Origin of the sequence: Kocuria rhizosphaerae (assembly GCF_044462265.1) — a bacterium.
GTDB classification, from domain to species: domain Bacteria; phylum Actinomycetota; class Actinomycetes; order Actinomycetales; family Micrococcaceae; genus Kocuria; species Kocuria rhizosphaerae.
The window spans coordinates 1-21,530 of sequence record NZ_JBISWL010000071.1 but is presented as its reverse complement, the minus strand read 5'-3'; the positions used below and the strand labels follow the sequence as shown (position 1 = coordinate 21,530).

Here is a 21,530-nt window from a genome sequence, read left to right as displayed (position 1 = left end):
ACACTCGTCCTTCGCCCGGCGACCCGCCCCAGAGCAAGCCTCAGTCATCGGCGTCATCCGCCGTGCGGCTGCCTGGCCTGTGGAGTTGAGCGCCTGTGTATGTATCCGCTCTGCACCCGCGAGTAGTCGGCCGACGCGGTGCCAAGGGCACCTTCCCGGCGCCCATCGCGCTCTTGGCCGCCTTCTCGATATCCCCTGATGCATCCGGAACGTCCCCAGGTCCCTGTCGGAAGCGTGGGATCTCTACAAACGAGACGTGGAGTAGGGGAGTAGCGCCAAGGTGACGCCGACTTCCCCTTGGGCAAGCGTTTCGGAGGCCCGCCAGGGCCGGAGAAATGTGCGGCAGCCATCGTTCGACGAGGGCTCCGACCGGCCGAGGTGCCGCTGAAGCGCGAGGACGCGCCCCGACAGCAGTAGTTATCGGCCTGGGGCCGTGGGGAAGGGTGTGCCGACGGGCGCCGAGCCTGGGGCCGGCACTTCGTCCACGTGTTGGCGCCGAAGTAGTAGTAACATTATTACTACTATTTACTACTAGGGAGGTCCCGTCATGACAACAGAGGGGATGCAGCGCAGCGCGCGGGAGCGGGTGTTCGCGGCTTGTGACCGGCTCGCGGAGGCGGAGGAGCGGATCACGGTGGCCGCGGTGCGCCGTGAGGCGCAGGTGTCAATGCAGGACGCCTCGGACGGGGTGCGGGCCTGGCGGGAGTCCCGGGTCCAGGTCCACGCCGTCCCGGAGCCGCCCGAACCGGTGGCCCGGGCGCTGCGCACCGCCTGGGGGACCGCCCTGTCCACCGCCCGGGCCGAGGTGGAGCACATCGCCGCCGAGGCCCGGGCCGGCCGGGAGCAGGCCGAGGCCGAGGCCGCCGAGCTCCTCACCACGGTCACCGAGGCCGAGACCGCCCGGGACCAGGCCGTGGGCGAGGCCCAACGGCTGACGGCCCAGCTGGAGACGGCCCGGGCCGAGGCGGCCCAGGCTCGGGCGGAGGCTTCGGCGGCCAAGGAGGAGCGGGCGAGGGAGGAGGGCCGGCGGTTTCAGGCCGAGGCCGAGGCCGCCGAGCTCGTCACCGCGGTCTCGGCCGCCGAGGAGGCCCGGGGCCAGGCCGTGGCTCGGGCCGAGCGACTGGCCGCGGACCTGGAGGAGGCCGGGGCCGAGACGGTGGCCGCCCAGCAGTCGGCAGCCGAGGCCCGCACGGGGCAGGAGGAGGCCGAGGCCCGGGTGGCCGAGCTGACGGCCGAGGTCACTGCCGCACACGCCGCCCGGGACCAGGCGCAGCAGGAGACCGCCCGCGTGCAGGGGGACCTCGACGCCGCCCGTCAGGAGGCGCAGGCAGCACGCGGGGAGGCGGCCGCGGCGGTGCGCGAGCTGGCCCAGGAGCAGGGCCGGCGTGAGCACGCCGAGTCCGAGACCACCCGGCTCCGGGCCGAGTTGGAGGCCGCCCAGCAGAGGATCCGGGCCCTCGAGGCCGGCGCCCAGTAGCCGAGGGCGGGGGAGGAGCCCCCGTCCGGGCAGTGACCACCGGAGCTGACGGCCACCCGGGGCCCGCCGCACACCAGGTGCGGCGGGCCCCTGCTGCGTTCAGTCGAGGAGGTCGTAGACGTCGACCCAGCTCGACTCCTCCCGCCCGATGGGGCGGGTCAGTTCGATGGGCACCCACAGGTTGAGCACCGGTTCTTCGACGTGCTCCCGATGCAGGATCAGGGTCCGGTCGTCGTAGCGGCGCACCTTGCCATCCACCGTCACCGGCCCGATCGCGGTGGGCAACACGGCTCGCACATAGGGTTCCCGCCGGTAGGGCGCCGAGCGCACGGGACCGTCGCTGCCGTGCTCGGGCCACGGGCTGCGCGTCCAGGGCTCCAGGGCCTCGAGCTGCTCCGCGGTCAGCGGGGTGCCGGACATGGTGGTTGTTCCTCGAGGTGAGTCCGTCAGTGGACGATGTAGGCGGGGAATCGTGCGGACCAGCGGCTCTGACCCTGGGTGCGGACGACTTCGTGGGAGGCGGCGCTGAGGCGGGGAAGGCCTGAGCCGAGCAGCTGCCCGATGCGGGCGCCAACCTCCCCGGCGTGCAGATCCTGATCCCCGATCCGGTCACCACAGACGATGCCCTCGCCCAAAGCGTCTCGGTAGCTCGAGGCGGTCGTGAGGCACCAGTACCCCGACCCTGGCGCGGCGTCGTCCAGGAAGTCCAGGGGCACCCAGAGCACGAGCCTGCGGTCCTCGGCCGGGAGCGGGTCGGCGAGGTCGGGCAGGGGGTCGTCAGGGGAGGTGCCGGCGGGCCAGCGGTAGGTCAGTTGGGGCGGCACGGGGGAGGGGCCCTCCTCGGGGGTCACGGGGGCGGCACCGGGGGGAATGGAGATGTCTGCCGGGACCGGGCTCGCGGGGGAAATACCTGTTGCTTGCACAATTTCACCCCTGTCAGCGTCCGTGTTCTCGGGGGCGGTGGGGGTGCCTTTGAGCCAGGCCATGATGGTGCGCGCGGTGCGCCCGACGGCGGCGGCGATCACCGCGTAGGTCGCACCCGCCGCGCGCAGCTGCACGGCGCGGGCACGCAGCCGCTCCACCCGGGACGTGCGGGCCGCTCGGGCCTGGGCCACGTTGTCCTTCGCGGCGGCCACCTTGGCTTCGGTGCGGGCCTTCCCGCCCCGGCGGCCCATCCGGGACAGGTACTCGCCCGCCGCGTCCGAGCCGCTGGTGCGGGTGGGCCGGCCCTTTCCGGCGTTGACCTGCCGGGCGGCCGAGCGCGCCAGGCAGGTCAGCTCCGCTTCGGGCAGTGGGGAGGGCAGCTGGGCGTTGAGACCCCGGGCGTGGGCGATCGAGGCGGCGTCGGTAGGGGCCTGGCGGTGGGTCTCCCACTGATCCCACAACCACCGCCGCGTGGCACGGAAAACGGCGTTGTTGCGCCCGACCTCCGTGGCCGTGTCGACCACGCCCGCACGCGGGATGCCCGCCTGGCCGGGAAGAGCCGGTCCGGGGTTCCAGGCCGATTCCGCCGGGCCGTCCAGGGCCTCCTCGTGGAACGGGTCGACCCACTCACACAGGTGAGCCTTCAAATCGCCCAGGGACCACGGGACCGTCCGGTTCCCCCACCACACCCGCCCCGCCGGACGGGTCGCGGCCGGGTTGCGGACCAGATGGCGGGTGAAGCACGGATCCCCATCCACCAGCCGGTCCAGAGCCTGCTGCACCGCACCCGCGTACCGGATCGGGCCCGGCCGGGCGCCCTCACCGAGATAGACGGACTCGATGGCCCACCCGGCCTGGGCATGTCCGGTCTCCTCGTTCTCGATGATCCAGGTGGGCTCGGGCACCGCCGGGTGCATCAGACACATCAGCGCGTCCTCCCGGTCCACATCCACGACCAGGAAGTTCAACCACTCGGCCGGATTGAGCTGGATGAACGCGAACTCGGCCGCACGCCGGCCACGGTTGGGAAACGCCTGGTGCTTGGTCTGCCCACACCGGAAATAGCGGACCCGGTGGTGCGCCAGGAAGCGTTCCGCCGGCGAGGCCGGGGCCTCGGGGACCGTGTCTGGCTGAAATTCGACACGACTCAGTAGGGCAGGGTGCCCTTGCGGGCACGGCTCGGTTACACTAGGGGACACAACAGTCCCCTGGTATTGGGTTCATGGAGTTCCTGATTCAGTTTCTGTTGAACCAGCTGTCACGAGTTTGGCGACCTGGGACAGCTGATTGACTTCGACGGCCCGCCTTGCCCGGCGGGCCGTCAGTCGTTTAAGCGGAGTTGGCCAGCGGTAGGCGCGATTCCTCCCTGTTGTCGAGCTTGTTGGGTCGACCGGCATCACGGTCGATCAGGGCACCGATGTACTCAGCCATACTCAGGCCGGCCGCGCGAGAGGCTTCGATCGCCGCGCGGTGCTGTTCAGGCGACACCCGCGTAGACAAGGCCACTTTGTGGCCCTGCAGCTTCGGCTGCTGGTAATCGGTCATGTGGCCATCCTTGCATAGCGCAACCGCAACCGGTAGCAGTCTGCGGCGTGTCTCTGCGGGTTTCCCTCTCGCATGGGGGTGTGCATATTTTGAGATCGTTCGTCCGGACGTCAGCATGTTGAGCGAGCGAGCGGAGCGCATGGCGCCCACCCTATCTCAAAGTGAACATGTTCAATCCAGTGTGTTCACCTCTCCAGGTAGCCTGAAGAGCATGCCGTGGCTTGGAGAATCTGCACCCCGCTCCGGTTCTAATCCCCTGGGTGACCTGCCGTCCTACCTGACGTGGGACGGTCTGCACCGGGAGGTTCAGCGGCGGCACGGCAAGCCGATCCACATCGAGCCAGCTCCTGCTGGGCTCGGGCGGGACGTGACGGGCTTGTGGCTGGAGACGGACGGGGGGTCCTGGATTTTCCATGCTGCCGGGGAGAGCGAGCTTCTGCGCCGGCATGTGATCCTCCATGAGTACGGGCACATCCTCCTCATGCACAGCGGGTGCGAGCTGACCTTGGGGAATGCCTTCTCGCACATCGGAGACTCCCGGAGGATCAAGACCCTCCTGGGACGTTCCCCGGTCTGGACGACTCAGGAGATCGCGGCCGAGGACGCCGCTACGCGATTGGCCGCCCTGCTGACGCGGCGCACGGATCCTCTGCTCGAGGCGTTCTGATGAGCTCCGGGGAGCTGCTGTCCATTTTCAAGGCCGCGGCGTGTGTCTTCGCGTCCGTGGCGGTGCTGGTTCGTCTGCCGCGGGTGGTGCAGCAGGGCCGGCCGGACTTCGTGTGGGTGGGCACGGCCTTGGCAGCGGTGGCCTTCTCCGCCAACGGCGTCATGGTCCCCGACCGCACCGTTGATGCGTGGCTGGGCGGGGACAACGCGTTCCACCTGGTGCGCAATCTCCTCGCGCTCAGTGCCATGTGGTGCCTGCGTGCCGCCCTCGTGCAGTCCCTGCAGAGAACGGCCTGGAGCCGGGTGCGGACCCTGGGGGAGGCCGCGGTCGGTGTCGCGTTGTTGTCGGCTCTCACCATCGCGTTCTGGGAGATCGATCGGGGTCCGACCTCGGGATCGTTCATTCCCGACCACCTGGATCAGGGCGCCACTCTGGTCTACACGCTGCTCATCATGGTGATGGGAGGCTGGAACGCCGCCGACGTCGCCCGGGTCGCCTTCCGGGAGCTCACCGTGCGCCAGTCCGGGCGTGACCGCCTGCTGTGGCCGGCCCTGCTGGGGTTGGGCGCAGGCGGCGCTTTGCTCGTGGCCGGATGCGCCTTGGAAGCCGTCTACGCCGTCCTCGATCATCTGGGCACCTGGGAACCTGTGGGAGAGGCAATGCGCTCATCGTTCGGGCCGGTGTTCCTTCCGGGTGCGGCGCTGGTGTGTCTGACCGTGGCCTGGCTGGGGCTCTACGCCCAGGGCCAGCGCCTGAAGGTGGGGGTGCGGATGGACCTCCTGAGGATCGCCCCGGTCTGGGAGCGGGTCGGCGCCGAACGGTGGGGCACGGGTGATCCGCCGCCTGGGTGGCGCAGCGCTCTGTCGGCCAACCCGCAAAGGGTCCTCTACAGTTCCGTTATTGCCATCGAAGACACTCTGCGGGCCGACGAGGTGACTTTGCCCCGGGATCAACGGCGGGCCTTGGTGGCCGCCGAGAGGAGATTTGAGCTCACACCATGACAGCGCAGCTGACCGTTCCCCGTTGGGAGAGAACCGCCACGGAGGTGTTCCAGCCTCCGGTGCTGCTGGCCGCGCTTCTCGTCGTCCTGCCCTGGGGCGCTGACCCGTCTGCTGCCTCGCTGTGGTGGGGGATCAGCGCGGCGCTCATCGTGTGCGGCATTCCGCTGGCCGTGGTCCTCATGCTGGTCCGTCGCGGGGTGCTCACCGACCACCACGTCAGCGTGAAGGAGCACCGCCGGCCGGTGATGGCCGGTGTCCTGGTCCTGGTCCTCAGTTATCTGGCGGCGGCCATGGCCCTGCAGGGGCCGATCGAGATCGTGGCGCTGCTGGTGGCAACGTTCCTGGCGGGGCTGGTCATCGCCGTCGTGAGTCCGTGGTGGAAGATCTCCGGTCACGGCATGATGATGGGCGGAACCATCGTTGCTCTGACCACCTCGTGGGGTCCTGTCGGGTTGCTGTTCGTGCCGGTGGGGATCGCCGTGTGTTGGAGCCGCATTCGGCTCCACGAGCACACCGAGTCGCAGGTGATCTCGGGCTTCTTCTACGGGCTGGCCTTCTTGGGCAGCATCTACGCCTGGATCGTGACATGAGCAAACGGGACGCGGGCCCCGCCGGCCGAGAACGCTCCGCTGAGATCCTGGCCGACAAGATCAACCTCTTGCTCGACACCCTGCGCACCGAGGCCGGTGGCACCTTCGACTTCGCCACGATCCAGCAGGGCCTCAAGGACCGCGGGGTGGCTATCTCGCGGACGAAATGGCACTACCTGAAGACGGCGGACACCCGGGTGCGTCCCGACGAGAAGCTGCTCCGGGCACTGGGCGAGGTGTTCGGAGTCGATCCCCGATACCTGGTGCACGAGGACGGCCCGCTTCCCCAGCAGGTCGAGCAGGAGCTCCAGACGGTGCGCGCCCTCCGTCGGGCTGAGGTGCGCAACTTCGCCGCCCGGGCCCTGGGCCAGATCGACCCCGAAGGGCTCCAGGCGATCCTGGAGGTCATCGAGAAGAAGGAGCAATCCTCTCAGGACGACTCCACGCCGTAGCTCGAGAAGAGAGGCCGGCTTCGCGACTGCCGCAGGGCGGGCATTGGTCGCTGATCTGCCTACCGGGCCTCACCCATGGCGCGGGACTGGTGACCAACGACGCTCCACTGCCCGTCGTGCTCCTCGAGGTAGAGGGTGATCTGCCGACGCCCGGTGTCGTGGATGGTGGCTCCGTCACGGGTAGTCCAGGTCCATTCCACGGTGTAGGCGCGAATGGCCTTGTCGGGAGCGACGTCCCGGCTGACGTCTCCGGGGGCGGGGATGATGCTGGGCACGCTGTAGCCCTGGTGCTGGGCAGCGGCGATCCATGGGGCGCCTCCGGCGTTGCGTTCCGGCTCGACCTGGTGGGCGGCCCAGTCGGCGGACATCAGCGGCTTGGTCCGGATCGCCGCGGCCGTCTCGGTGCGGTCGGTGGTGGTGTCCCAGGAGTGGAGCATCAAGGCGGCGACCTCGGCAGTGGAGTCAGCGTCGGCGCGATCGGCGTCGTCCGGGCTGGCGAAGATTCCCTCGCCCAGCTGTGGCGCCGTGGGGGACGTTGTGGCTGTCTGAGAGGTCTGCTGGGCCTGGCTGCTGGCGCCGCAGGCGGTAAGCGGCAGCGCGCACAGCACCAGGGCTGCGGCGAGGCTGAGCGGGTGGCGCATCATGTCGGCCACGCACCTTTCTCTTTGAGGATGGGCTCGGGATCGAGGTTGTGCCCCTGGTAGGGAAAGACGAGGTCGGGGGCCTCGGGCTTGTAGATCTCGAGGTGCAGGTGGGTGGACATGCCGAAGCGGCCGCGGTTGCCTTCGATGCCGATGATGTCCCCGCGGTTGAGCTTCTGGCCCTTGGCCACGTCCCAGGACTGCAGGTGGCAGAACGCGAAACCGAAGTCGGGGTCGGGCCCGTGCTCCTTGGCGATCACGCACCCGTCGGCTGCGTTGAAGCCGGTGATTCGTAGCTCGGTGGGGGCCACGACGACACCGCCACTGCCGTTGCCTGCTCCGGGGGTGGCGATGTCGATGCCCACGTGCTGGTTGGCCCAGGAGGGGACGCCGGCCAGGGCGCGGGCCCCGTAGCCGGAGGTGAACACGCCGCCGGGCAAGGGGGTGGTCCAGTCTCCGTCGCCGAGGTCACCGTCCCAGGCCCGGGCCCCGGTGGGGGCCTGGCAGGTGGCGGAGAAGGTGCCCTGGGCGCGGTCGAGGATCGTGTCGACGTACTGCTGGGTCTCCGGATAGGGCAGGAGGCCGTTGTGCCTCTGCACCGCACCGGGGCCGGCGTTGTAGGCGGCCAGGGTCAGGCGCACGAGCTCATCAGGATCATCCCCGGCAATGGCCTGGACTTCCGTCTTCAGTGCTCCCATGTAGCGACCCAGGGCCGCGATGGCGTCGTGCGGGTCGGAGGGGTCCCCACCGTTGCCGTAGGCCGTCCAGGTAGCGGGGGTGAACTGAGCCAGGCCCTGAGCGCGTGTCCCATCCTCGAGCACCGGACCCAGGGCGTCGGGGTTCCACCCGGATTCCTGAGCCAGTTGCGCGGCCACCAGACTGGCTGGCAGTCCGGCGTCCTGGGCGGCCGCCTCCACCGCCGGCCCCCAGCCATTGGGCACTCCAGTCACTTCGCCCTTCGCGTTGTGGCCGACGGTGGTGACAGTGCAGCTGGAGGACAGAGCGTTGCCGTCCTCCTCCTCGGCGAGGGTAGCCACGAGCATGGTCAAGGCCATGGCCAGTCCCACCACCAAGCCCAGGAGGAGTACCGCCGCCACGCCGAGGGTTCGGGAGCGGGGTCCGGCCACTAGAAGCCCTGGGAGACCCGAGCTGCGGCGTGGAGCCAGGCCCGGCGGGTGGCCGGGCGCAGTTGCCGGTGGTGGATGCGGCCCTGCACCAGATGCGGGTCGAACGGGACGATGGCCACCTCGCGCACGAATGGGGCGAACTTCTCCGCGATGGCCTGGGCCTTGGTGCTGTGCGAAGGGAGGAGCTCGGAGATGACCACCACGGCGTTGCGGGCCAGTTCGGCGGCGTGCTCGCCGCCGGCGTGCAGGGCCTTGAGGGCGTTGACCCCGCCTTGGGCCTTGTCGGACTCGGTGGTGGTGGCGATGACGATCTGGTCGGTGTGGGCGATCATGTGCGCCCAGTTCTCGCCCCGGGTGGAGTTGCCGCTGTCCATGATGACGAGCCGGTAGTACTTCTCGGCCACCCGGTGCAGGGCTTCGACCTCCGCCCCGGTGATCTCGTGGGTGTTGGACGGCGACTCGTCGGAGCGCAGGACGTCGTAGCCGTCCCGGGGCTGGTGGTGGACGAAGGCGGCCAGCTCGGCGGCCTTCGCCTCGGCGGTGAGGAAGTGTCCGGCGTGGGTCAGCAGGTCCAGGGCGGTGGCGTGGTGGCCGGCGGTCTCAGTGCGCCAGCCCAGGGATCCCATGGCCTCGTTGTTGTCCCAGGCCAGCACGCCGGATCCACCGTGGACGGCGAACTGGGCGGCGAGCAGGGCGACGGTGGGGGTCTTGTTGGCTCCGCCCTTCTGATTGACCACGGCGATGGTCCGGGAGCCGACCCAGTGCCGGGAGACGGCGGCCGTCTCCTCTCGTTCAGCGACTTCCGCAGGCCCGGGGCCCAGGTGCAGCCCCATCCGGTTGAGCACCCCGCGCCACCCCTGCGTGGCCGGCACCGCGGCTGGGGAGCTGCCAGCGGCGATGAAGCTGGGCGCGGAGTCGAGGTCCAGGACGGGCTTATCTTCAAGCGTCGTGGCCGGAGCGGTGGATGCCGACAGCGCCGGCGCGGCCTCCCCGAGGGGAGCAGGCTCGGGGACGTTTTGGGGCTCGATGAGCAACGGTTCCGCGACCGGCTCGGTGGGCACGAGGTCCTCGAGGCTGACCGCGCGGCCACCTCGAGGCCCACCGCGAGATGCCGGCGCGGCCGTCCCGTCGGCGCTGATGTTCCCGTCGGGTCCCACGATGAGGTGGGTCTCGGGGTCGTTGTGCGAGGAGGGGTCGAGGGCCACGACCTTGACGGGACGGCGCAGGGCGCGCGCCGTGTCGGTCAGATGGGCGATGGCCTCATCCATCGAGTTCAGCGGGGTGAGCACCCCGTCGATGGAGACTTCAACAGTGTCGTCGTCAGTGATCGTGGCGGTGCATCGCGGACGATCGAGGGCCTGGGCCATGGGGATGCCTTTCGTCTCAGTCGGTATCCCCCACTCCGGCCTCGCGCTGTACGGAGACGTTGTAGTGAGCACGCAGGTGCTCCTTCACGTCGTCCCGAAGGATGATCCAGTGCGAGCCGAGCTGGATGGCCGGCACCCGCCCATCCCGCAGCCACCGGTAGGTCACCGTCGTGCTGGACAGCCCCAGGACCTCGGTCAGCTGGGCCACGGTGAGCCGCTCGGGCAACCCGGTGAAGAGCCTCTCGAGCGATTCAGACATGGAGAGCGCTCCAGCGATCACGGCGGCTCCGGTGTATCAGAGTGGGGAAAAGTCGCTTACGGTTGCACACTCTAGCTCCAAATCGCCTATAGTTGAACATGTTCAATTCGTCGTGGCGGGCACCCCGTGACGGCGTACTGCAGTGCAGCTGGTTCAACTGAGGAGCCTAGATGGGCAATCGGTGGACGGGGCTCGTCACACCCGCGACGCATGCCCGGTCGGTCTCGGTCATGGAGGAGCCCCGCCCGGAGGCAGTCCCTGTCCTGCGGGGGGTGCAGGTTCCCCAACACGGTGTTGCCGCCCCGGCCGAGGACCACAGGCTCGGGCGGTTCCTCACCTCCTCGGCCGGCCCGTACTGGTTGGGGGCGCACGGGGGAGCGGGGGAGACCACGCTCATGGAACTGCTGGGTGGCCTCGAGTGCCATCACCGGTGGCCGTTCCCGGCTCCGGGAGCACCTGCTCCCGTCGTCATCCTCCTCGCCCGCCAGACGCACCGGGGACTGGAAGCAGCCCGACTCGCAGCCCAGGACTGGGCAGCCGGCACCCACCCGGAGGTAGTACTCGCCGGACTGGTGCTCGTGGCCGGTGCCCCGGGCAAGACCCCGAAGTCCTTGGCCGCAGCGACCCGCGTGATCTCCGGCGGTGTCCCGCACACCTGGGTGGTGCCGTGGATCGAAGAGCTCCGGCTCACCGGAACCGCGGACTGGGAGTCCATGGCCCCAGGGCCGAGAAAAGTCCTCACCGCCCTCGGTGAGGCAGTCGATGAACTCAACTCCGAGAGGACCCCCCAATGATCGACCTCGTACTCACGGCCCAGGACACCGTGCTGACGCTGCCGGCCGCCCTGCCCGACTCCAGCCCGCTGGCCCCTCCCGGCATCGGGGACACCTGGAACCGCATGGTCGGGGTAGGCAAATGGATCGCCCTGGGCATCGCCGTCCTGGGCCTGCTGGTGGTCGGCGGAAAGATGGCCTTCGACGCCCGCCGCGGAGAGACCACCGAAGAGGTCTCCGGAATCATCAAGATCGTGCTGGCCGTGGCCCTGATCTCCGGCGGCGCCTCGATCCTGTCCTTCATCTCCCAAGGCAGCGCAGGAAGCGGCGACGAGCAAGCCTCTGCCATGGTGATCCATGAAGACCCCCACCTCAGCAGCTAAGAGCTGATCACCATCAGCAGCCACCGAGGACCCCCACCCGATAAGGAGCAACAGGTGACCGACCACATCGCAGCAGACGACAACAGCACCTGGTGGAGGACCCCCCGCTTCCTCATCTCAGCCGTGCTCGTCGCGCTGCTGATCGTGCTGGGCATCGCCCTGTGGCTGTGGCCCGACGCAGAAGCACCCTCGCAGGCCGCACCAGCACCGGCCACGACCGCCGAACCCACATCGGGCGAGGAATCGGTGTGCGGCCTGGACGCCACTGGCGGCACCACCCTCACCAAAGCCCCCGAGGACGTCGAGTGGACCGCCCTGGGCGCGATCTACGCGCCCTCCTCCGAGGAGCACGGACCGGGCACCGTGGACTCCGACACCGGTATGCGCTCCTGCTACTCCCACACCCCCGAGGGGGCGTTGCTGACGACAGCGAACATGCTGACCTCAAGCAACGATCCCCAGCTTCTACTGGACACCCTCAAGGAACTTGCAGTCGATGGCCCCGGTAAGGACATCGCCGTTGGGCAGGTCCAGCAGCGGGTCTCTGAGGGGGACGCTTCCACGGTCCCGGTCGAAGTTGCCGGCTTCCGACTGCTTTCGTACACGGGCGAGCGGGCGACGGTCGAGGTCGTGCTCGCGGGAGACGACGGGACTGAGAAGACGTACATCACCAGTAGCGCAGACCTCATCTGGCAGAACGGTGATTGGCGCTTCGCCCTGCAGGACAACGGAGATACCGGGCCCGTGTCCGGTCAGGTCTCAGACCTAAGTGGATACATCAAGTGGGGACCCCACGATGGCTGAGGAAGAGAAGTGCTTCGCACTCGATGGCTTCTGCAAGGTCAAAGAAGGGGTCAGCGATGCACTCACCGGGGCGGCCGGGGATGCCCTGGATCAGATCGCCGACGGTGTGACTACTGCGGTGATCGACACGATTGCCTCGCTGGGGTCCATGTGGACGAGGATCGGCAGTGCCAGCCTCATCAGTGAGAACGGAACCGCGGGTGGGGCTCCAGCGCGGGGGGAGTTCAACGACCAGATCGATCTGCTCTTGAGCTACGCGAGCTGGATCGGGCTGGGGGTGTGCGTGTTCGGGGTGCTGTTCCTGGGCCTCGTGCTGGCCACCAACGCACGCCGCGGTGACGGGGCCGGGCTGGTCAACACCGCCACCCTCCTGGCCTCCGGGGCCGCACTGATCGGGGGAGCCACCAGCCTGATCGGCTTCCTCATCCCGGCCCGGGCGGTGAACCTGAACGGTTCGGTGGGTTTCATACAGGACCAGACCTTTTACCTCACCCTGGCCGTGGCCGCACTCAGCGTGATGATCGCCGGAGCCCAGATGGCCTGGACCCAGCGTGCCGAACCGGCCCGGGAGCTACTCAAGGGCCTGCTGACCCTGGCCGTGGTCACCGCCTCCGGGGTCACGATCCTCAACGTCCTGGTGGCAGGCACCGACGCCCTGGCCGTGCAGATCATCGACTCCGCCATCGGGGAGGACTTCCAGACCGATGTGCTGGCGCTGCTGGCCCTGGACAACGCCACCAGCACCGGGGCGACCGACCCGATGTGGCTGGGCGGCAACGTCATCCTGATCATCGTGGGCGGGGTCGTGGCGATCATCGTGAACCTCATCCAGCTGATGCTGATGGTGCTGCGCACCGGGATGCTGTTCCTCATGGCCGGCATCCTGCCCCTGGCCGCGGCGTTCTTGAACACCGAGACGGGCCGGACCTTCTTCCAGAAGGTCATCGCCTGGACCCTGGCCTTCGCCTTCTACAAGCCCGCCGCCGCCCTGATCTACGGGCTGGCGATCAAGATGTCCACCACCGGGATCTGGGAGGACGGCGGCAACGGACTGATCCAGTTCGCCGCCGGGCTGATGATGATCGCCGCCTCCGTGTTCGCCCTGCCGGTGCTCATCGGCTTCCTCAGCCCCGTGCTCGGCTCGATGTCCTCCTCCGGCGGCGGCAGTGGCGGGGCGTTGGGAATCGCGGCGATGGGCGCGGCCATCCCGCAGGGTGCGGCCCACCTGTCCCGGTCCGGGCGCGGCTTCGGCTCCGACAGCTCGACGTCGGCGTCGCAGCCGCCCGGCAAGGCCGGCGCCCCGACCACCCCGAGCCCGGCTCCCACCGGCGGGGGGCCCGAAGGAACGACTGGGTCCAGCGCCGCAGGGGCTGCCGGAACACCTGCTGCTGGCACCGCGGGCACAGCCGCCGCTGGCGCGGCGGCAGCTCCCGTAGCGGCGGGCATGGCGGCCGCCACCGCGGTGCAGAAGACCGGGGAAGCCGTTACCCAGGCCACCGAGTCCAGCGCGAGGGCTGGCACCTCCAGCACCGGGGGCGGTGCCGCCGGCACCGGCGCGGCAGGCGCGGCCTCGACGGGCACACCCGGCCAGGACGGTGCGCAGAAGTCCTCTGCCGGGGCCGGAGCGCAACCGGCCCCGGGCAACGGGGCGGCAGGGGTAGCACCTCGTACCGGAGCTGGGCCCGCCTCGGGCACAGGGGCTCGTCCCACACCTGGGTCCGGTGCTGGTGCGCCACCGCCACGCACCGGAGCCCGCCCCACGGGACCCGCCGGCGTGGGACCGGCGGCCAAGGCCGCCCAGCAACAGGCACGTGCGTTCAAAGCGCAGATCGCCCACGAGACCGGAAACGAGGACCGCCCTGATGGCGCAGACCGACGCTAAGACCGCCGAGAACCGTCCGCGGGTGTACGGCAACTTCCGCACCCCGACCTCCAAGGGCCTGGCCGGGCTCTCCACGGCCGGCACGGTGCTGCTGATCGGCGGGGTGGTCGGCGGGATCCTGCTGATGATGCTCAACCTCTGGCTGGTGGCCCTGGCCTTCGAGGCCGTGGTCCTGACCCTGATCGCGCTGTCGATGAGCAAGAACAAACACGGGCGCACGCTCATCGAGCGCATCCTGCGCCGGGCCGGGTGGGTCAACGCCGTCTACACCGGGGCCAACGTCTACCGGGCCGGCCCCGTGTCCCGGGTCCCTTCGGGGACCACGAAGCTGCCCGGGATCTCGGCACGCTCCAGGATCACGGAGCACGTCGACGGCTACGGCCGCCCCTTCGCCCTGCTCGAGGTCCCGCAGCGCCACCACTACACCGTGGTCTTCTCCTCCGAACCCGACGCCGGGGGCATGGTCGATCAGGACCACATCAACCGGTGGGTGGACCGCTGGTCGCATTGGCTGGGCATGCTCACCGACGAACCCGGCCTCACGGCGGCGTCGGTGACGATCGAGACCGCCCCGGACTCCGGGTACCGCCTGGCCCGGAAGATCGAGGGCCGGATGCACGAGAACGCCCCGCAGTTCGCCCGCGACGTGATCAACGAGTCCGTGCAGATGCTGCCCACCGGGGCGACGGTGACGCGGGCCTATATCGCGGTGACGTTCAAGGCCGCGGTGCGGGCCGGCGGGCGGATCCGCAACGCACAGGAGGTCGCGGATGATCTGGCGGCGCGCCTGCCCAACCTCACCCTCTCGCTCAACGACACCGGAGCCGGGGTGGCCGAGCCGCTGACGGCCCAGCAGTTGTGCGAGGTCATCCGGGTCGCCTACGACCCGGCCGAGACGGTGCTCTTCGACCGCGCCCACTCCCAGGGCAAGGCCCCGGACCTGGACTGGGACGAGATCGGCCCCCAGGCCGCCGACGCCTTCTGGGACTCCTACCACCACAACAATTCCTGGTCGAAGTCCTGGGCAATGTCCGTACCCCCGCGCTCCACCATCCAGGCCAACGTGCTCCAGGCCCTGATCGCCCCGAACCCCGAGCTGGTGCGCAAGCGCGTGACCCTGCTCTACCGCCCCATCGACCCCGCCCGGGCTGCCCAGCTGGTGGAGGCCGACGTCAATACCGCGACCTTCAACGCCTCCTCCCGCAATCGCGCCACGGCCCGTGACACCCGCGAGACCCGTGCGGCGCAGGCCACCGCCGCCGAGGAGGCAGACGGGGCCGGGCTGCTGAACTTCGGACTCGTCGTCACCGCCACGGTCCGCTCACGGGGCGAGCTGGATGAGGCCGAAGCCATCGTGGAGAACCTCGGCACCTCCGCCCGGATCCGCCTGGAGGAGGCCTACGGCGCCCAGGACTCCACCTTCGCCGCCGGCCTCCCGCTGGGTGTCGTGATCCCCGACCATCTGGCCCTGCCCTCGACCGTGAGGAACGCACTCTAATGGCCACCAAGAACACCAAGCAGATCATCCTCCCCGAGAGCCGGGGCACTGCCTCGACCACCGTGCTGGAGAGGGCCTTCGCCCGGATGAAGGGCGGGAAGATGTTCGCCAAGCCCCAGCGCACCGGCAGCACCTCCGTCACGGCCACCGCCACCCACCGCCCCGGCCCGCGAGGCCACAAGGGCCGAGGGCTGGGCGAGGCGCAGCTGCTGCATCCGATCCGCCAGATGCGCGGCACCAACTACCAGGTCTGCGGACTGTTCCCCTTCCCCATGGGCGGCGGCTCCCCCCTCGAAGGCGTGCCGCTGGGACGGAACCTGCTCTCCGGGGAGCCGGTGTGCTGCGACCCGATCTCCTGGTTCCAGAAACTGCGGGTGATTGCCAACCCCTCAGCCTTCATCATGGCCAACCCCGGGCTGGGCAAGTCCTCCCTGCTGCGCCGCATGGCCATCGGGCTGGCCGCCTTCGGGGTGTGGCCGATGGTCCTCGGCGACATCAAGGGCGAACACGTGACCATGATCGAAGCCCTGGGCGGAGCCGTCCTACCGCTGGGCCGCGGGGTGGGCCACATCAACCCGCTGGACGATGCTGGAGCGACGGCGGCCGCCAAGCTGCTCTCGGCGGCGAAGGCGGAAGAGCTGCTGGCTGATCTGCACACCCGGCGATTCGACCTGATCAGATCGCTGATCGCCATTCTGCGCAAGAAGCCGCTGGACGAGCGCGAGGATCAGATCCTGGACCGGTGCCTCACCGTCCTCGAGGCCCGCCACGCCGAGTCCGGCACGGTGCCGGTCATGGCGGACCTGCGCCGGGTCCTGAAGGACCGCCCCGATCAGGTGCGCGAGGTCGCTCTGGACCGGGGCAACGACGACCGCTATGACGAGATCACTGAGGGCCTGGAGTCCTCGCTGAACTCCCTGTGCGGCTCGGGGGCCTTTGGGCAGATGTTCGCCCATCCTTCGACCAACCGGATCGACGCCTCCCGACCGATGGTCTTCGATCTCTCCCGCATCGCCCAGAGCGAGTCCGACCTGCGGGCGGCGACACTCCTGGCGTGCTGGTCGGTAGGTACCGGAACGGTGCGGACCTCCAACATGCTGGCCGACGACGGCGTGATCGAGCGCCAACGGTTCCTCCTCATCCTCGATGAGCTCTGGAACACCCTGGCGGCCGGGCCCGGCATCGTCGATCAGGTCAACGCCCTCACCCGCCTGAACCGTGAGATGGGTGTCGGGCAGATCATGGCCTCCCACACCCCCTCGGACCTCATGGCCGTCCGGGGCGAAGAGGACCGGGCCAAGGCCAAGGGCATCATGGACCGCTGCGGCATCAAGATCCTCGGCGGACTCGCCAAGTCCGAGATGCCGCTGCTGACCGAGTCCGTACCGCTGTCCATGCGCGAGCAGGAACAGCTCGCCGCCTGGCAGGACCCGCCCGCCTGGAACCGCCGCGGGGACGAGGAAATTCAGTACACCAACGACGACGTATTCGCCCCGACCGACGAACTCACGGTCAACGACGCCGAGCTGCGGGCCTGGCTGGAAGATCCCGAAAACAGGGAGTGGTACTTCGACGATCGCACCACCACCCCGCCGCCGGGACAGGGGAAGTTCTTCATCAAGGTCGGCGCTAGGGCCGGCATCCCGTTCTCGATGGAGTTCACCCCCACCGAGCGCCGATCCCAGGTCCACGACACCGAGAAGAAGTGGCACGAAGCCAAATCCCGCGCCGCCCACGAAAGGGGCGAACGATGAGCTCCCTGGACCGCAAGTACAAGGCCGGCGGTGGCGAGGTCGCCCTGCTGCTGACCCTTCTCTTTGCCCTGGTCGGCATCCCGGCCATCCTCTACGTGGTCGCCAGCCTCGGACACGCCCTCACCCCACGCCCGGACCCCCTGCCCACCGGCTACTGGGAGCGGTCCCTGGGCACCGTCACCGGTGACCTCCCATGGCGCACCACCGAGACCGTCCTGGCCGCCACGGCCGGGCTGCTCCTGGCTGCCCTGCTGGTGCTGTGGGGCTGGAAGCGCCATCAAAAGGCCCAGAAGGTCGTCAAGCACGACCGAGCGGCGGTGCGCATGGCCACCGTCCGCGACGTCGCCCCCTTCACCGAGAAGCAGGCGAAGGCCAAGGCCGCCCGCTTCGGTGTCGAGGCACCCGGGGTGATGATCGGCAAGATGGTCCGCGGCGGCCACACCCTCTACGCCTCCTGGGAAGACACCCTGGTGCACATCTGGGGCACCCGCACCGGCAAGACCACCTCCCAAGCCGCCCCGGCCATCATCGAGGCCCCCGGCCCGGTGATCGCCACCTCCAACAAACGCGACCTCTCCGACCTCACCCGCGACATCCGCGCCGAAGAAGGGGACGTGTGGGTCTTCGACCCCCAAGGTGTGGCCGGGGAGAAACCCACCTGGTGGTGGAACCCGCTGAGCTACGTCACCGACAGTGAACGGGCCGCGGAGATGGCCACGAACTTCTCCATCGGCTCCCGCCCGGCAGGGGCCAAGATGGGCGACGCCCACTTCGACTCCGCCGGCAAAGACCTCCTGGCCGGACTCCTGCTCGCCGCTGCTGTAGGTGGGGAGCCGATCGAGCGCGTCCACTACTGGCTGACCCGCTCCACCGACGACACCCCCGCCAAACTGCTCGACGCCCACGGGTGGACCAAGGAAGCCGACTCGGTGGCCAGCACCATCCGCCAGCCCGAGAAGTACCGGGGCAGCGTCTACTCCACCGCCCTGCAGATGGCCGCGTGCCTGAAGAACGAGAAGATTGCCGCCTGGGTCAACCCCACCGGCCCCAACGACGACCGCCCGCAGTTCGATCCGCAGGCGTTCGTGCGCGGCAAGCACACCCTCTACGCCCTATCCAAGGAAGGGGCCGGCACCGCTGGGCCGCTGGTGACCGCCCTGACCGTGGCCACCGTGACCGCCGCCGAGGAACACGCCGTCACCCAGGCCGGGGGCCGGCTGTCCACCCCGATGGTCTGCGTGCTCGATGAGGCCGCCAACGTCTGCCGGTGGGCGAACCTGCCCGACCTCTACAGCCACTACGGCTCCCGCGGGATCGTGGTCTCCACTTTCCTGCAGTCCTGGTCCCAAGGCGTGGACGTCTGGGGCGAATCCGGGGTGCGCAAGCTCTTCTCCACGGCCAATGTCGTCACCTACGGCGGCAACGTCAAGGAGGAGGGCTTCCTCAAGATGCTCTCGGAGCTGATCGGCAAGTACACCTACACCTCGGTCTCCTCCTCGAGGCAGAAGGATAGCGGGTCCACCTCCCGCCAGGACGCCACCGACGACATCCTCTCCGTCGCAGACCTCGCCGCCCTACCCAAGGGCCGGGCCGTGATGCTCGGCTCCGGCGCCCGGGCCGTGCTGCTGCGCACCATCCCGATTGACCACCGCCCCTACACGGAAGCGTCCATGGCATCCGAGGAAGCCCACAACACCCCGACGGTGGCCACCGGCGGTCACGAGCACAACCCCGGGCTCCCGGCCACTGAGCCGGCGGCCAAGCCTGCCGGAAATCGGTGGGCGGCCCTGGTGAAGGAGTAGTGCATGGACATCGGTGCCCGCCGAGCCAACAGCCAAGAAGACATAGAGGAAGAGACCGCGGAGGAGGCCGGTCAGGAGGAGCGGAAGCTCGTCTACGCGAACGTGGCCGAGTTCGTCACCGAGCACCTGGCCTACCAGTACCGGCGCGACATCGACCTGGCCGGCCGCTCCACCACCTTCACCTGGTGCGCCCAATGGTGGCGACACGAAGAAGCTGTGAGCCGACTGACCGGCCTGTGGCGGGCCTGGGAAAGCCTGCGCACCGACCCCACGACCGGTTTGGCGGTGTGGTGGCGCGACTACGCCGATCCCATCATGCGGGTGCTCTTCGATGAAAAAGGCCCTTTCCACGGGTGCACCCCCAGGAAACACGCGCCGAAGGGGATACCGCTTCCGTTGGATCCGCCACCAGCTGAACTTTTCGAGTGAGCGGCTTGCCACTGCTCCCCGCCACGGTCACAGGCTCCTAAGCCTCGATGTCCCGCAGGGTCATCACGTCATCCGGGGCACTCCCAACATTACGGCCGGTCGTCTGGGACGACCTCCCGGGAAGGGGCACTGACACCAAGCCGCCACCGTGACATCGGCAGGACCGTCAAACCAAACCCAACCTGCCCAGAGCACCAACAAATCAAGGGTTACACATGACAAGCTCAGGGATTCCGGGGGCGCCCGCTGAGCGATATATTTGGGTGTAGGGCGACAAAGATCGGGGGCCTAATGGAGCACTACATGGGGTATATTATCAATAGTATTGAAAGCCCGGTGGGAAATTATCTTGAATTCGAGGCCGCGGAATTTAGCAACGGTAAAGTAGATGGCGAGAAGCTGAAGAAGGCTAGGGACGACCGCGACACGTCCCTGCCCCAGACCCCCTGGCTAACAGGCAGGAGCCTCGCACGCGTCCGCGACATCTTCGTGGCGCACGACAGCAGGATCGACAAAATTTTGGCGGAGGCCAATCCAGCCTCTGGCGATGATAAAGCCCGGTTGCAAAAACTACATCAAGCCCTAGAGTCACGAATATTAGTGTACTTGCATACTCTGAGGGCGTTGTCCGTTGCTCTCAACCTTCCGCTTTCTAAGCGGTCGACGAATTCTAACGTGTCTGCGGAGGATTCACGTCTAGCATACGTCGACGAGGTCGCCGTATATGTCGACGATGTGACGGAATTATTGGAAGGAGGAACGCCCGCTTCATGGAAGCAAGCGGTGTTGGCACTTCGCGTCAAGACAGATTTGGCTTTGAACATCCTTGAGATGCCGAACCCACAAGCCAACCAAAGGCTCATTCGCCGTCACCTCGCAGACTACGACAATACAATCGATGCTTTGATCACGACAACCGCCATAGCTGAAGAGAGTATCGACTCCGGAACTCTTAATCACGTCCGAGGGCTTTTTGCGGACCGGCTGAAGAATGAGGCGAAGTCAAGACAATTGTGGCTGCAAGTGTGGGTCGCTGGCTCCGCATTGGGGCTATTGGCGATCGTCCTGGCGTTTCGGTTCTCCTTGTTTGACGCCCCTGGTTGGTCATGGATCACAGTCTGCTTGGCTGGCCTTGGCGCCCTCGTCGCTGCGCTATATACCTTCAGAGCGACTAGAGGAATGTCCGTACGTGGCAACTGGATCTTAGTTGCACTGCCCGTCCTTGTGCTGGTGATCGCCGTTGTTTTGCCTCGTCAAGACGGACAAACCCTCGTCTCGGCCACAGCTGTTGCAATCCTCACCGTGGCCGTCCTGGGAGGCATGTCACTCTGGGTCGTCCGACATGAGCCGGACGAACCTCCCCTGCGTTCGGGTCTGTCGTCCCGTTCACTGGGGCTGTTACGGGGGAGCGCCTCGTCAGAGAGCGAGACCACCGATTGGGACTGCTACTTGGTCGCTGACGAAATCACGACCCTGCGAGCCCGAATTCTGCAGGAAGCGGGGAAACAGCGGAAGGCGAGCATCGCTTGGGCGACGACCTTCATCCTTGTCGGCGGCGTCGCGGCTCTTCTGTCGGGGGCGGCTGGGGTAACGGCCAATCTGGACCAGGGGAACGCCCTGATAGTTGGATTGGCAATCGGCGGCGCTGGCCTCACAGCCTTGATGACAGCGTTGAACCCGGGGCGCCGCTGGGAGCAGGCACGCGCCCTACACCTGGCCTGTCAAAGCCTAGAGCAGGAGGTCGGCGTTCTCATCAGACTAGACCTGGGTGGGAACGAGCCGAAAGACGACAACGGACGCCAGAAGATCGAAGAGATAGCCAAGATGTACGACGCGCTTCTTGGCGTGCCAGAACGGCCACGGCTCTGGCGTGATATTCCTGCTGCGGAACGCGAGAAATGAGGCTAGGGGAAGATGCCGCTGCAACCGGGGGTGTGGCGAAGGGATCGACACGTCAACGCATTCCTCCTTATGAACGCTCTGACACTGCTACTGATCCTCGGTTTCTTCGCTATATACCGAGCTTCGAGCTCGCCAACGAGTGAGGCCACAACCGTTTCGACCGCTCCACCCAGCACGACCGCTCCACCCAGCACGACCGCTCCACCCAGCACGACCGCTCCACCCAGCACGACCGCTCCACCCAGCACGACCG

22 protein-coding genes are annotated in these 21,530 nt (G+C 68.2%); 14 read left to right on the top strand and 8 right to left on the bottom strand.

All coding sequences use genetic code 11. The annotated features are described in order from the left end of the window. Positions 1 to 547: 547 nt before the first annotated feature. Positions 548 to 1,477, top strand: a complete 930-nt coding sequence (locus ACH9EU_RS08415; protein ID WP_396413489.1) for a DNA-binding protein — start codon at positions 548 to 550, stop codon at positions 1,475 to 1,477. A 99-nt stretch (positions 1,478 to 1,576) separates the two neighbouring features. On the opposite strand, the gene ACH9EU_RS08410 is transcribed toward ACH9EU_RS08415, so the two are convergent. The 3 genes from ACH9EU_RS08410 to ACH9EU_RS08400 all read right to left on the bottom strand — a co-directional run bounded on the left by ACH9EU_RS08410 (position 1,577) and on the right by ACH9EU_RS08400 (position 3,946). After that, positions 1,577 to 1,897 carry a hypothetical protein gene (locus tag ACH9EU_RS08410; protein ID WP_396413488.1) on the bottom strand — a complete coding sequence of 107 codons (321 nt, stop codon included), beginning with the start codon at positions 1,895 to 1,897 and terminating at the stop codon, positions 1,577 to 1,579. A gap of 26 nt (positions 1,898 to 1,923) precedes the next feature. Then, entirely contained in the window at positions 1,924 to 3,600 is a 1,677-nt protein-coding gene (locus ACH9EU_RS08405; RefSeq protein ID WP_396413487.1) for a replication initiation protein, read from the bottom strand. Between the two features lie 130 nt (positions 3,601 to 3,730). After that, entirely contained in the window at positions 3,731 to 3,946 is a 216-nt protein-coding gene (locus ACH9EU_RS08400; RefSeq protein WP_396413486.1) for a hypothetical protein, read from the bottom strand. A 211-nt stretch (positions 3,947 to 4,157) separates the two neighbouring features. On the opposite strand from ACH9EU_RS08400, the gene ACH9EU_RS08395 reads away from it, so the two are divergent. From ACH9EU_RS08395 to ACH9EU_RS08380, 4 genes are read left to right on the top strand one after another with little or no spacing between them, the layout of a single operon-like run. Beyond that, positions 4,158 to 4,613 carry a hypothetical protein gene (locus tag ACH9EU_RS08395; RefSeq protein ID WP_396413485.1) on the top strand — a complete coding sequence of 152 codons (456 nt, stop codon included), beginning with the start codon at positions 4,158 to 4,160 and terminating at the stop codon, positions 4,611 to 4,613. Then, complete coding sequence (locus tag ACH9EU_RS08390; protein WP_396413484.1) at positions 4,613 to 5,614, top strand: hypothetical protein; 1,002 nt, start codon at positions 4,613 to 4,615, stop codon at positions 5,612 to 5,614. Before ACH9EU_RS08395 ends, ACH9EU_RS08390 begins: the two co-directional genes overlap by 1 nt. Continuing rightward, positions 5,611 to 6,204: a hypothetical protein gene (locus tag ACH9EU_RS08385; protein WP_396413483.1), complete on the top strand. Its 594-nt coding sequence runs from the start codon at positions 5,611 to 5,613 to the stop codon at positions 6,202 to 6,204. The genes ACH9EU_RS08390 and ACH9EU_RS08385 overlap by 4 nt, the downstream gene beginning before the upstream one ends. After that, positions 6,201 to 6,656: a hypothetical protein gene (locus ACH9EU_RS08380; RefSeq protein ID WP_396413482.1), complete on the top strand. Its 456-nt coding sequence runs from the start codon at positions 6,201 to 6,203 to the stop codon at positions 6,654 to 6,656. The genes ACH9EU_RS08385 and ACH9EU_RS08380 overlap by 4 nt, the downstream gene beginning before the upstream one ends. A gap of 59 nt (positions 6,657 to 6,715) precedes the next feature. Here ACH9EU_RS08380 and ACH9EU_RS08375 read toward each other — a convergent pair whose 3' ends face one another. The 4 genes from ACH9EU_RS08375 to ACH9EU_RS08360 are packed head-to-tail and all read right to left on the bottom strand — an operon-like array spanning position 6,716 to position 10,050. Then, entirely contained in the window at positions 6,716 to 7,300 is a 585-nt protein-coding gene (locus tag ACH9EU_RS08375; protein ID WP_396413481.1) for a hypothetical protein, read from the bottom strand. Then, a complete protein-coding gene (locus ACH9EU_RS08370; protein WP_396413480.1) occupies positions 7,297 to 8,394 on the bottom strand; it encodes a transglycosylase SLT domain-containing protein in 1,098 nt (365 codons plus the stop codon). Before ACH9EU_RS08370 ends, ACH9EU_RS08375 begins: the two co-directional genes overlap by 4 nt. Positions 8,395 to 8,423: 29 nt before the next feature. Next, positions 8,424 to 9,791 (bottom strand): MinD/ParA family ATP-binding protein, encoded by a 1,368-nt coding sequence (locus tag ACH9EU_RS08365; protein ID WP_396413479.1) that lies wholly within the window; start codon positions 9,789 to 9,791, stop codon positions 8,424 to 8,426. A 16-nt stretch (positions 9,792 to 9,807) separates the two neighbouring features. Beyond that, positions 9,808 to 10,050 (bottom strand): helix-turn-helix domain-containing protein, encoded by a 243-nt coding sequence (locus tag ACH9EU_RS08360; protein WP_396413478.1) that lies wholly within the window; start codon positions 10,048 to 10,050, stop codon positions 9,808 to 9,810. Between the two features lie 395 nt (positions 10,051 to 10,445). On the opposite strand from ACH9EU_RS08360, the gene ACH9EU_RS08355 reads away from it, so the two are divergent. From ACH9EU_RS08355 to ACH9EU_RS08315, 9 genes are all read left to right on the top strand, one after another. After that, complete coding sequence (locus ACH9EU_RS08355; RefSeq protein WP_396413477.1) at positions 10,446 to 10,844, top strand: hypothetical protein; 399 nt, start codon at positions 10,446 to 10,448, stop codon at positions 10,842 to 10,844. Further along, positions 10,841 to 11,206, top strand: a complete 366-nt coding sequence (locus tag ACH9EU_RS08350; RefSeq protein WP_396413476.1) for a hypothetical protein — start codon at positions 10,841 to 10,843, stop codon at positions 11,204 to 11,206. The genes ACH9EU_RS08355 and ACH9EU_RS08350 overlap by 4 nt, the downstream gene beginning before the upstream one ends. A 54-nt stretch (positions 11,207 to 11,260) precedes the next feature. Next, positions 11,261 to 12,010 (top strand): hypothetical protein, encoded by a 750-nt coding sequence (locus tag ACH9EU_RS08345; protein WP_396413475.1) that lies wholly within the window; start codon positions 11,261 to 11,263, stop codon positions 12,008 to 12,010. Beyond that, on the top strand, positions 12,003 to 13,892 hold the full coding sequence (locus tag ACH9EU_RS08340) for a hypothetical protein (protein ID WP_396413474.1): 1,890 nt from the start codon (positions 12,003 to 12,005) through the stop codon (positions 13,890 to 13,892). Before ACH9EU_RS08345 ends, ACH9EU_RS08340 begins: the two co-directional genes overlap by 8 nt. After that, the gene (locus ACH9EU_RS08335) at positions 13,873 to 15,390 is read left to right on the top strand and encodes an SCO6880 family protein (protein WP_396413473.1); all 1,518 of its coding nucleotides are present in this window, start codon (positions 13,873 to 13,875) and stop codon (positions 15,388 to 15,390) included. The genes ACH9EU_RS08340 and ACH9EU_RS08335 overlap by 20 nt, the downstream gene beginning before the upstream one ends. Next, positions 15,390 to 17,144 (top strand): ATP/GTP-binding protein, encoded by a 1,755-nt coding sequence (locus tag ACH9EU_RS08330; protein ID WP_396413472.1) that lies wholly within the window; start codon positions 15,390 to 15,392, stop codon positions 17,142 to 17,144. Before ACH9EU_RS08335 ends, ACH9EU_RS08330 begins: the two co-directional genes overlap by 1 nt. After that, positions 17,141 to 18,946 carry a TraM recognition domain-containing protein gene (locus ACH9EU_RS08325; protein WP_396413471.1) on the top strand — a complete coding sequence of 602 codons (1,806 nt, stop codon included), beginning with the start codon at positions 17,141 to 17,143 and terminating at the stop codon, positions 18,944 to 18,946. Before ACH9EU_RS08330 ends, ACH9EU_RS08325 begins: the two co-directional genes overlap by 4 nt. 3 nt (positions 18,947 to 18,949) lie before the next feature. Continuing rightward, the gene (locus ACH9EU_RS08320) at positions 18,950 to 19,375 is read left to right on the top strand and encodes a DUF4913 domain-containing protein (RefSeq protein WP_396413470.1); all 426 of its coding nucleotides are present in this window, start codon (positions 18,950 to 18,952) and stop codon (positions 19,373 to 19,375) included. A 291-nt stretch (positions 19,376 to 19,666) separates the two neighbouring features. After that, the gene (locus tag ACH9EU_RS08315; protein WP_396413469.1) at positions 19,667 to 21,277 is read left to right on the top strand and encodes a hypothetical protein; all 1,611 of its coding nucleotides are present in this window, start codon (positions 19,667 to 19,669) and stop codon (positions 21,275 to 21,277) included. 2 nt (positions 21,278 to 21,279) lie between these two features. Here the strand turns inward: ACH9EU_RS08315 and ACH9EU_RS08310 are convergent. Further along, on the bottom strand, positions 21,280 to 21,530 hold a 251-nt coding region (locus tag ACH9EU_RS08310), incomplete at its 5' end, for a hypothetical protein (RefSeq protein ID WP_396413468.1).